The sequence below is a fragment of the Streptomyces sp. NPDC058092 genome (assembly GCF_042884935.1).
Taxonomy (GTDB): Bacteria; Actinomycetota; Actinomycetes; order Streptomycetales; family Streptomycetaceae; genus Streptomyces.
In genome coordinates this window covers 71,512-83,282 of record NZ_JBHVSY010000032.1, presented here as the reverse complement: position 1 = coordinate 83,282, position 11,771 = coordinate 71,512, and the positions used below count along the sequence as shown (strand labels likewise).

Here is an 11,771-nt window from a genome sequence, read left to right as displayed (position 1 = left end):
GTGAGGGTGCCTTGGGTGAAGAGGGTGACGATCTCTTGGAGCATTTCTTGGATGCGGTCGGGGCCGGCTTCGAAGAGGTCGTAGGAGCGGTAGTGGACTCCGGGCCATTGTTTGGCGATGACTTCGGGGTCGCGGATGTCGGCTTTGCCCATTTCGATGAAGCGGCCGCCGTGGGGGAGGAGGTCGAGGGTGGCGTCGACGAATTCGCCTGCGAGGGCGTCGAGTACGACGTCGACTCCGTTGCCGTTGGTGGTGGTGAGGATGTGTTCGCGGAAGGTGAGGTCGCGGGAGTTGGCGATGTGGTCGTCGGGGATGCCGAGGGCGCGGACGGCGTCCCATTTGGGGGTGGAGGCGGTGGCGAAGACTTCGGCGCCGAGGTGGTGGGCGAGTTGGACGGCGGCCATGCCGACGCCGCCTGCGGCTGCGTGGACGAGGAGGCGTTCGCCGGCGCGGAGGCCGGCGAGGTCGACCAGCCCGTAGTACGCGGTCAGGTACACGAGGGGTACGGCGGCGGCCTGGGCGAACGTGAACCCTGCGGGCATCGGCGCCACCCGACGCCGGTCGGCGATGGCCATCGGTCCGAAGGAGTCCAGGACCAGGCCCATCACCCGGTCGCCGGGCGCCAGGTCGGTGACTCCGGAGCCGACCTCGAGGATCACGCCGGCGGCCTCGCTGCCGAGCGGGGCCTCACCGGGGTACATGCCGAGGGCGATCAGCACGTCGCGGAAGTTCAGGCCCGCGGCCCGCACTCCGATCCGCACCTCGTGGGCGTCCAGCGGCCGGTCCGCACCCGAAGGCACGAGCGCCAGCCCCTCGAGCGAGCCCTTCTCCGCCACCCCGAGGCGCCAGGCCGCGTCCGCCGGAGTCCCGGCGAGGGCCGCCCGGCTGAGGCGCGGGGCGAGGGTTCCTCCGGTTCGCAGGGCGAGCTGGGGTTCGTCGAGGCTTGCGAGTGCGGGCCAGTCGAGGGTGGTGGTGTCGGTGTCGTCTTCGAGGTCGATGAGGAGGATGCGGTCGGGGTGTTCGGACTGGGCGCTGCGGACGAGTCCCCAGATGGGGGCCTGTGCCAGTGCGGGGGCTTCGCCTTCGGCGGTGGCGATGCCGTTGCGGGTGGCGACGATCAGGCGGGTGTCGGCGAAGGCCTCCGCCGCCAGCCATCCCTGGAGCAGAGCGAGCGCGTGCTCGGTGGTCTCCTGAGCCGAGGCGGCGCGTACGCCTTCGGCGACGACGAGCTCAGGCACCGGAACCCCGTGCGCCACCGCATCGGCGAGCGCCGCGAGATCCGCGTACGCGTCCCCGCCGATCCGCTCGACCCGCAACGGCGCTGCCGCCTCCGGCAGGGCCACGGGGACCCACTCCACCTGGAACAGCGACTCGTGCCCGGCGTCACGGCCGGCCGCCGCACCGAGCTGGGCCCGTGCCACCGGCCGGAAGGTGAGGGTGTCGACGGTTGCCAGGGGCGTGCCGTCGGTGTCGGCGAGGTCGATGCGCAGGGCGTTCTCGCCCACGGGAGCGATCCGCACCCGGATCCGGGTCCCTGCTGTCTGCGTCAGGCTGATACCCGACCAGGCGAAGGGCAGAGCGGCCGCGGAGTCGCCCGAACCGCCGTCCAGCCATTCGAGGCCGCCGTGGAGGGCAGCGTCGAGGAGTGCGGGGTGGATGGCGAAGCCCTCGACGGGGGTTCCCTCGGGGAGGGCGATCTCTGCGTGGACGGCGTCGTCGGTGCGCCAGGCCGTCTGTACGCCCTGGAAGAGGGGGCCGTATTCGTACCCGGCGTCGGCGAGCTCCGCGTAAAGGGTGTCCACGGAAACCGGTACGGCTCCGGCGGGCGGCCAGGCGGCGGGCAGTTCCCGTACGGGTGTGGCGGCTTCGGCCGTGAGTCGGCCGCGTGCGTGACACACGGCCTCGGAGCCGGAGCCGGAGCCGGAGCCGGAGCCGGAGCGGGAGTAGAGGGCGACCTGGCGGTGGCCGTCTTCCTCGGGTTCTCCGACAGTGACCTGGAGTTGACGGGTGGTGCTGTCGGTGTCCAGGACGAGGGGTGCTTCGAGGACGAGTTCCTCGAGGACGGGGGTGCCGGTGTGGCGGCCGGCGGAGAGCGCCAGCTCCACGAGAGCGGCACCGGGCACGATGAGCGCGCCGAGGACGACGTGGTCCTCGATCCACGGCTGGGACTCACGGGAGATCCGCCCGGAGAACAGCCAGCTGTCCGCGGTACCCACCTGTACTGCGGCAGCCAGGACCGGGTGACCGAAGGAGTCGAGTCCCGCCGAGGAGACGTCGCCCGTGCCACTACCGGAGCCGAGCCAGTAGTGCTCGTGCTGGAAGGCGTAGGTGGGGAGGTCGGTGCGTGTGGCGCCGGTGTTGGCGTAGTACGTGTTCCAGTCGACGGGGATGCCGGCGGTGTGGGCGTGTCCGAGGAAGGTGGCGAAGGTGTGGGCCTCGGACTGGCGTGCGCGCAGGGCCGGGGTGAGGACGAGACTGTCTTCGTCCTCGAGGCATTGGCGGGTGAGTGCGGTGAGGATGGCGTCGGGGCCGAGTTCGAGGTAGCGGGTGACGCCTTCGCGGTGGAGTGTGCGGATGCCGTCGTGGTAGCGGACGGCTCCTCGGACGTGCTGGACCCAGTAGCCGGGGTCGGTCAGTTCATCCGTGACCACGTCACCGGTGACGTTCGACACGACGGCGATGCGCGGCGGGTTGAAGGTGAGGTCTTCGGCGATCTTCCGGAACTCGTCGAGCATGGGTTCCATGCGTGGGGAGTGGAAGGCGTGGCTGACGCGCAGGCGGGTGGTCTTGCGACCCAGCTCTTCCCAGCGGGGGAGCCATGCGTCGAGAGCGTCCAGGTCACCGGAGACGACGATCGAGCGGGGTCCGTTGACGGCTGCGATCTCGAGGCGGCCTTCGAACCCGGCCAGCGCTTCGGCGACTTCGGGTTCTTCGGCCTGGATGGCGGCCATACCGCCGCCGGCAGGAAGCGCGCCCATGAGACGGCCACGGGCGGCGACCAGGGCACAGGCATCGGCGAGGGAGAGAACCCCGGCGACGTGTGCGGCGGCGATCTCACCGACCGAGTGCCCGATGAGGTAGTCGGCGCGGATCCCGAGGGATTCGACGAGTCGGAACAGTGCGACCTCGATCGCGAACAGCGAGGTCTGGGTGTACTCGGTGGCGTTGAGCGTCGCGTCTTCGGCGGCGAGGAGTTCGCGCAGTGAACGTCCCAGCAGCGGATCCAGCTCCGCACACACCTCATCCAACGCGGCAGCGAAGACGGGGTAAGCAGCGGCCAGTTCCAGGCCCATGCCCGCCCGCTGCGCACCCTGCCCAGTGAAGAGGAAGGCGGTCTTACCGCTGACCGGGCGGCCCTGGATCAGTCCGGGTTCCCCGGCGGCCAGCGCCGTCAGCCCGGCGATCAGTTCGTCCCGGTCCCCGGCGACGACGACCCCGCGGTGTTCCAGCTGGGCTCGGGTGGTGGCCGCGGAGTATCCGACGTCCAGCAGCCCGGACTCCGGCCGCTCCGCCACGTGTGCCCGCAGCCGCTCCGCCTGCGCACGCAGCGCGGGCACGGACTTCGCCGACACCACCACCGGCACCGCGGGGAGTTCCTCACCCGTGCGTTCTGTGGTCTTCGCGAAGGCGGCCGGGGCCTCCTCGATGATCACGTGTGCGTTCGTTCCGCTGATGCCGAAGGAGGAGACTCCCGCGCGGCGCGGGCGGCCCTCGGCGGCGGGCCACGGCTCGGCCTCGGCCAGCAGGCGTACCTCGCCCGTCGACCAATCCACGTGCGGAGAGGGAGCGTCGAGGTGCAGGGTGCCCGGCAGCGTGGCGTACTGCATCGCCTTGAGCATCTTGATGACGCCCGCCACGCCCGCGGCCGCGGCCGTGTGGCCGATGTTGGACTTGATGGAGCCAAGACGGAGCGGGCCGTTCTCGCGCTCCTGGCCGTAGGTGGCCAGCAGCGCCTGCGCCTCGATCGGGTCGCCCAGGCGGGTGCCCGTGCCGTGACCCTCCACCGCGTCCACTTCACCCGCGGAAAGCCGGGCGTTGGCGAGCGCCTGGCGGATGACCCGCTCCTGCGAGGGGCCGTTGGGGGCGGTCAGGCCGTTGGAGGCACCGTCCTGGTTGATGGCGCTGCCGCGCAGGACGCCGAGGACGCGGTGGCCGTTGCGGCGGGCGTCCGAGAGGCGTTCCAGGACCAGCAGGCCCAGACCGTCCGAGAAGGAGGTGCCGTCAGCGGCGGCGGAGTACGGCTTGCAGCGGCCGTCCTCGGCCAGACCCTGCTGGCGGCTGAACTCGGTCAGCAGGAACGCGCCGGACATGACCGTGACGCCGCCGGCGAGGGCGAGGGAGCATTCGCCCGAGCGCAGCGCCTGGGCCGCCAGGTGCATGGCGACCAGGGAGGAGGAGCAGGCGGTGTCGATGGACACGGCCGGGCCCTCCAGGCCCAGGGCGTACGACACCCGGCCCGACAGCACGCTCGTGGTACTGCCCGCGAGGCGGAAGCCCTCCACCTCGGGCTGCGCGGCACCGGCACCGCCGCCGTAGTCGCCCATGGCCATCACGCCGCAGAACACGCCGGTCTCGCTGCCCCGCAGGCTGACCGGGTCGATGCCCGAGGCCTCGAACGCCTCCCAGGCGGCTTCCAGCATCAGCCGTTGCTGCGGGTCCATCGCCAGGGCCTCGCGGGGGCTGATGCCGAAGAACCCGGCATCGAACCCGCCCACGCCCTCCAGGAATCCGCCGCCCCGGGTGTAGATCTTTCCGGCCTTCTCGGGATCTGCGTCGTACAGGTTCTCGCCCCAGCCGCGGTCATCCGGGAGCGGGCTGATGGCGTCGCGTCCCTCGGCGAGGAGCTGCCACAGCTCCTCGGGCGAAGTCACCCCGCCCGGGTAGCGGCAGCTCATGCCCACGATGGCGAGGGGTTCGTCGTCGACGGGCTTGCGGGCGGCACGGACCGCCGGACGGGTCTGGACCGGATCAGCTCCGCCGGCCTCGGCGAGCAGGAACTCGGCCACCGCCTGAGGGGTCGGGTGGTCGAAGACGAGGGTGGAGGGAAGCCGTACGCCGCTGGCCTGAGTGAGGCGGTTACGGAGTTCCACGGCGCCGAGCGAGTCGAGGCCCAGGTCCTTGAAGGCTCGGCCCGGATCGACCGTTTCCGCCGATGCGTGGCCGAGTGCGGCGGCGGCCTGGGCCCGTACCAGTTCCAGAACGAGTCGCGGACGGTCGGCCTCCGCCGTCTCGGCGAGGCGCTGGGCGAGGGAGCCGTCGGTGGTCTGGGTGCGGCGTGCGGGTATGCGTACGAGTCCGCGCAGGAGTGCGGGGAGCAGGCCGGAGCGGGCCTGGTCGCGCAGGGCCGACTGTTCGAGGCGTACGGGTACGAGGACTGCGGAGTCGAGTCGGAGCGCGGCGTCGTACAGCTCGAGGCCTTGTTCGGCGGAGAGGCCGCCCATACCGGCGCGCTCGAGGCGGGCGAGTTCCGCTTCGTCGAGGGTTCCGCCCATGCCGCCGGCTTCGGTCCAGAGGCCCCAGGCGAGGGAGGTGGCGGGGAGTCCGGCGGCCTGGCGTCGGGCGGCGAGGGCGTCGAGGGTGGCGTTGGCTGCGGCGTAGTTGCCCTGGCCGGGGCTGCCGATGAGGGCGGCGACGGAGGAGAAGAGGACGAAGGAGGCCAGGTCGAGGTCGGCGGTGAGTTCGTCGAGGTGGAGTGCCGCTTCGGCCTTCGGGCCGAGTACGCGGGCGAGTTGGTCGGGGGTGAGGGTTTCGATGGTGGCGTCGTCGAGGATTCCGGCGGCGTGGACGACGGCGGTGAGCGGGCGCTCGAGCGAGGTGATGAGCTGGGCCAGTGCGTCGCGGTCGGTGACGTCGCAGGCGGCGACGTCGACCTGGGCGCCGAGGCCGGTCAGTTCCGCGACCAGCTCGGTGACGCCTTCGGCGGCGGTGCCGCGGCGGCTGACGAGCAGGAGGTGCTTGGCTCCGTACGCCTCTGCGTAGTGCTTCGCGAAGAGAGCGCCCAGACCACCCGTACCACCGGTGACCAGGACCGTGCCCTCCGGGTCCAGGACCGGAGCCGGGGTCGGGACGGCTGCGTCCGCGCGGGTGAGGCGCGGGGCGAGGGTTCCTCCGGCTCGCAGGGCGAGCTGGGGTTCGTCGAGGCCCGCGAGCGCCGCCCAGTCGAGGGTGGTGGTGTCGGTGTCGTCCTCGAGGTCTACGAGGAGGAAGCGGTCGGGGTGTTCGGACTGGGCGCTGCGGACGAGTCCCCAGATGGGGGCCTGTGCCAGTGCGGGGGCTTCGCCTTCGGCTGCGGCGATGCCGTTGCGGGTGGCGACGATCAGGCGGGCGTCGCCGAAGGCGTCGGCCGCCAGCCAGTCCCGGAGCAGAGCGAGCGCCCACAGGGTCGTCTCGTGGGGAGTGGACTGCGGTGCGACCTCGGCCACGACCAACTCGGGCAGATCGAGCCCGGAGGTCACCGCCGTGGCGAGGGCGGCCAGGTCCGCGTAGGTGTGGCCGAGGAGCTCGGTCCGAGCCGGGGCCGCGGCAACGGCTGCTCCGGCGGCAGGTACCCACTCCACCCGGTACAGGGAATCCGTCGCCGAACGGCGCGGGGCAGCCTTGAGCACCACCCGCTGTGCGGTGGCGCACGCCTGCCCGTCCGCGTCCGCTAGGTCGATCCGCAGGGTGGACTCGGCCTGCGCCTCGATCCGGACCCGGGCGGGTGCCGCGGAACCGGGCCGGACGGTGAACCCGCACCAGGTGAAGGGCATTTCGGGCGCTGTGACGCCGGAACGGTGGTTGGTGAGCCCGCCATGGAGGGCCGCATCGAGGAGAGCCGGGTGCATCACGAAGCGCGTGTCCGCCGCGTCCTCGGAGAGCGCGAGTTCGGTGTAGACGTACCGCTCGTCGCGCCAAGCGGCCCGTACTCCCTGGAAGGCCGGCCCGTACTCGTATCCGGCGTCGCCAAGGCTCTCGTACAGATCGGTAGCCGCGATCGGCTCGGTGCCTGCGGGGGGCCACTCGGCCGCGTCCCAGTCCGGGCCCGATACCGCCGGGCCGCCGAGGACTCCCCGGGCGTGGCACACGGTCTCCGACCGGGAACCGCTGTAGACGGCGGCCTCGCGCCGCCCGTCCTCGTCGGGAGCGCCGAGCGTGACCCGCACCTGGGTGCCCGACGCGTCGGCGGGCAGCGTCAGCGGGGTCTGGAGAACCAGCTCCTCAACAGTGGAGGAGCCCGCCTCGCGGCCCGCGGCCAGGACCAGTTCCAAGAACGCGGCACCCGGAACGAGCGCCTCGCCGACGATCACGTGATCCGCCAGCCAGGGCAGCGATTCGCCGGAGATGCGGCCGGTGAACAGCCACTCGTCGCGGTCGCCGACCTGAGTGCAGGCGGCGAGCACCGGGTGATCCACCTGCCCGAGCCCGGCGGCCGTCAGATCGCCGGCACCGGAGGTGCGGGCGAGACGGAAGCGGTCGCGCTGGAAGGCGTAGGTGGGGAGGTCGGTGCGTGTGGCGCCGGTGTTGGCGTAGTACGTGTTCCAGTCGACGGGGATGCCGGCGGTGTGGGCGTGTCCGAGGAAGGTGGCGAAGGTGTGGGTCTCGGACTGGCGTGCGCGTAGGGCCGGGGTGAGGACGAGACTGTCTTCGTCCTCGAGGCATTGGCGGGTGAGTGCGGTGAGGATGGTGTCGGGGCCGAGTTCGAGGTAGCGGGTGACGCCTTCGCGGTGGAGTGTGCGGATGCCGTCGTGGTAGCGGACGGCTCCTCGGACGTGCTGGACCCAGTAGCCGGGGTCGGTCAGTTCATCCGTGACCACGTCACCGGTGACGTTCGATACGACGGCGATGCGCGGCGGGTTGAACGTCAGTCCCTCGGCGACCGTGCGGAACTCGTCGAGCATGGGTTCCATGCGTGGGGAGTGGAAGGCGTGGCTGACGCGCAGGCGGGTGGTCTTGCGGCCCAGTTCTTCCCAGCGGGGGAGCCATGCGTCGAGAGCATCCAAGTCGCCCGAGACGACGATCGAGCGGGGTCCGTTGACGGCTGCGATCTCGAGGCGGCCTTCGAACCCGGCCAGTGCTTCGCTGACTTCGGGTTCTTCGGCCTGGATGGCGGCCATGCCGCCGCCGGCAGGTAGCGCGCCCATGAGACGGCCACGGGCGGCGACCAGGGCACAGGCATCGGCGAGGGAGAGAACCCCGGCGACGTGTGCGGCGGCGATCTCACCGACCGAGTGCCCGATGAGGTAGTCGGCGCGGATCCCGAGGGATTCGACGAGTCGGAACAGTGCGACCTCGATCGCGAACAGCGAGGTCTGGGTGTACTCGGTGGCGTTCAGGGTGGTGTCTTCGGCGGCGAGGAGTTTGCGCAGCGAACGTCCCAGCAGCGGGTCCAGCTCCGCACACACCTCATCCAACGCGGCAGCGAACACCGGGTAAGCAGCGGCCAGTTCCAGGCCCATGCCTGCTCGCTGCGCACCCTGCCCAGTGAAGAGGAAGGCGGTCTTACCGCTGACCGGGCGGCCCTGGATCAGTCCGGGTTCCCCGGCGGCCAGAGCCGTCAGCCCGGTGATCAGTTCGTCCCGGTCCCTGGCGACGACGACCCCGCGGTGTTCCAGCTGGGCTCGGGTGGTGGCCGCGGAGTATCCGACGTCCAGCAGCCCGGACTCCGGCCGCTCCGCCAGGTGGGCCCGCAGCCGCTCCGCCTGCGCACGCAGCGCGGGCACGGACTTCGCCGACAGCACCACCGGAACAGCCGGAACAGCCGGAACCGCCGGAACCACAGGGAGTTCCCCAAGGCTCGGTTCCGCATCCGGGACACCAGTCAGGACCACGTGGCAGCAGGTGCCGCCGATGCCCAGCGAGGTGACGCCCGCGGCGATCCGCGGGGTTTCGGTGGCGGGCCAGGGCTCGGTGGCCGTGGCGACCCGGAGTCCCAGGTCGGCGAGGGGGATGTCGGGGTTGGGCCGGACGTGGTTCAGGCTCGGGACCAGGGTCCGGTGGTGCACGCACAGTGCGGTCTTGATCAGACCGGCGATGCCCGCCGCGCCTTCCAAGTGGCCGATGTTGGTCTTCACGGAGCCGACCACCAGCGGGGCCGTACGACCTGCGGCCTGCGCGTACGCCTCGCCCAGGGCCGCCGCTTCGATCGGGTCGCCGACGCGGGTGCCGGTGCCGTGCAGTTCGACGTACTGGACCTGGGTGGCGTCCAGACCCGCGCGGGACAGGGCCTCGCCGGCCGTACGGGCCTGGGCCGCGGCGCTGGGGACGGTGAGGCTGCCCTCGCCGGTGCCGGTTCCCAGGGCGCTGCCCTCGATGACCGCGTACACGCGGTCGCCGTCGGCGAGGGCCCGGTCGTACGGCTTGAGGACGACCAGGCCGCCGCCTTCGCCGCGTACGTAACCGTTGGCGCGCTCGTCGAAGACGTAGCTGGTGGCGTCGGGCGAGAGGGCGCCGGCCGCCTCGACCACGGCGGTGCTGAGCGGGCTGACGATCAGGTGGACGCCACCCGCGAGAGCGGTGTCGGCCTCGCCCCGACGGAGGCTCTCGCACGCCAGGTGGACGGCGACGAGCGAGGAGGACTGGCCGGTGTCCACGGTCATGCTGGGTCCGTGCAGGCCCAGCGTGTGCGATATCCGGTTGGCGATCATGGCGCGGCCGGTGCCCGTGAGGGTGTGGCGGCTGATGTCGCGACTGTCGCCCCGGGCCACGAGGTCCGCGTAGTCGGCGGCCATGACGCCGAGGAAGACGCCGATCCGTCCGGCCCGGTCCGCAGCTACCTCCCAGTCCCCGGCTTCCTCCCGGGGCGCGAACTCCTCCCGGTCCGTGGCCTCGTACGGACCGGGGGCGATCCGCGCGTCCTCCAGTCCCTGCCACGCGAGCTCGAGGGCGAGACGCTGCTGCGGATCGGTCTCCGCGGCTTCCTTGGGGGACATGCGGAAGAATTCGGCGTCGAACTCCTCGATGCCGTCGACGAATCCTCCCCGGTCGGGGCCGTACGGGCGCTCGGGTGCGCGGTCGCGGATGGCGTCGCGGCCTTCGGACAGCAGGCGCCAGAACTCCGCTGGTCCCGATGCGTTGGGCAGCCGGGAGGCGATCCCCACGATCGCTATCCGGTGCCGATCTGCGCCCGTCATATCCACTTCCCCCGTTGTTGCTCAGCTCTCGCCGGTCGTCGTGGGGGAGGCTAGGCGGGCGTGGGAGGCAACCGGTGAGTAGCGGCGGAAACCTGCCAAGTTCCGTGACCGGCACGGGCCTCGGTGCCACCTCGGCACCCTCAGGGCCCGGTGGCGTGACCGAAACTGTCCAGGCTGAGGTCGGAGCGGAACCAGGTCCGTGGCCCTGGTTCTTGTTGATTGCTCAGTCGGTGGACATTACTGTCGTGGCGCACTGGGACGGCCGTGCCGGATTCCGCGCGGACCCCGACCTCTCACTCCTAGGGACCGTTCATGAACCCCCTCCTGATGCCCGTGGTCGCCGCGCAAGCGGTGTACCTGCGCCTGTCCACCGAGACGCTGCCAGCTGCGGGCGGGCCCGAATCCGGTACGGCCGATGAGACGGTCGGCGCACCAGCAGGTGAACCAGCGGGTGAACCAGCAGGTGAAAGAGCAGGCGCGGCGGCCGGCGGTGCGGCCGGTGCCGGACCGCTGCGGATAGCCGTCGTCGGCGAATCGACGGCGGCGGGCTGTGGCGTGGAGCGGCACGAGGACGGATTCACCGGGCAGTTCGCGCGGGAGCTCAGTGCGCGCACCGGGCGTCCCGTGGACTGGGCGGTGCGCGGCCGGTACGGGGCCACGGCGCGGCGCATCCGGTACCGGCTGGTGCCCGAGCTGGAGACCGGCCTGCACGTGGCGGCCCTGCTGGCGGGGGTCAACGACGTACTGACCCGGCGCAGTCCGCAGGACTGGGGCGACGATCTGGCGGCCGTGGTGGGCGAGCTCGCGCAGCGGGCGGACCAGGTCCTGGTGACGGGGATTCCGGCGTTCGGGGAGTTCCCCTCCATCCCGAAAACGCTGGGCCGCTACCTGGGAGAGCGGGCGGCCGTGCTGGACGAGGTCGCGCAGCGGGTCTGCTCGGGGGTCCAGGGGGTGACGTGGGTGGCTTCGACGAACGTCCTGCCGATGGGTCCGGACTTCTTCGCCCGGGACCGGTTCCACCCTTCCGCCCAGGGGTACCGCGAGTGGGCGCAGGTCGTTGCCGGGAAGGTGGCGCTGTGAGCGCGGCGGGGGAGCAGGGGCCGGCCGCCGGCTGGCCGTCCGTGCCCGGCGAGCGGGATCCGCTGACCGGGCTGCCGTTCGTGGACGAGCACCGGGTGCCGGTGGCCGCGGATGCCGCACGGGTGTGGCGGACGCTGACCGAGGTGGTCGGACGGAAGCGGGGCGGACGCAGCGAGGCGTACGCCCGACTGGTGCGCGCCGAGCCGGCAACCGCCTCGGGACCGCCGTTGGAGCTGGGCTCGACGCTGCCCGGGATGCGTGTCGTGGAGTCCGTACCGGGCGTCCGGGCCGTCCTCACGGGACGGCATTTCCTCTCGCGGTACACGCTGCTCGTCGCGCTGGAGCCGGATCCGGACGGTCCGGGGACGGTGCTGGTGGCGGGTACGTACGCGGTGTTCCCGGGGCCGCTCGGCTTCGTGTACCGGCTGCTGGTCATCGAGTCGGGCGCGCACACGAAGGCGGTACGGGGGTTGCTGGCGAGGGTCCGTGAGCGGGCTGAGCGCTGACCCTCGCGTGTCCCCGTGGCGAACGGCGGGGGAATACCGGGACGCCGGGGGCGAGGGGCGGACGAAAGGCAATTTC

The 11,771-nt window shown here is 71.9% G+C and carries 3 protein-coding genes; 2 read left to right on the top strand and 1 reads right to left on the bottom strand.

Annotated elements, in window-relative coordinates:
• Positions 1-10,109, bottom strand: a 10,109-nt coding sequence (locus ACFVV1_RS35945; RefSeq protein WP_389998378.1) for an SDR family NAD(P)-dependent oxidoreductase, incomplete at its 3' end; no start/stop codon positions are given.
• A gap of 312 nt (positions 10,110-10,421) precedes the next feature.
• Between ACFVV1_RS35945 and ACFVV1_RS35940 the strand changes: the two genes are divergently transcribed.
• Complete coding sequence (locus tag ACFVV1_RS35940; RefSeq protein WP_389998376.1) at positions 10,422-11,189, top strand: SGNH/GDSL hydrolase family protein; 768 nt, start codon at positions 10,422-10,424, stop codon at positions 11,187-11,189.
• The gene (locus ACFVV1_RS35935) at positions 11,186-11,695 is read left to right on the top strand and encodes a hypothetical protein (protein WP_389998374.1); all 510 of its coding nucleotides are present in this window, start codon (positions 11,186-11,188) and stop codon (positions 11,693-11,695) included. The genes ACFVV1_RS35940 and ACFVV1_RS35935 overlap by 4 nt, the downstream gene beginning before the upstream one ends.
• The last annotated feature ends 76 nt before the right edge of the window (positions 11,696-11,771 follow it).

Excerpts from the sequence above, each read along its gene's own strand:
- ACFVV1_RS35940 (WP_389998376.1), top strand. The coding sequence starts at position 10,422 with ATGAACCCCCTCCTGATGCCCGTGGTCGCCGCGCAAGCGGTGTACCTG.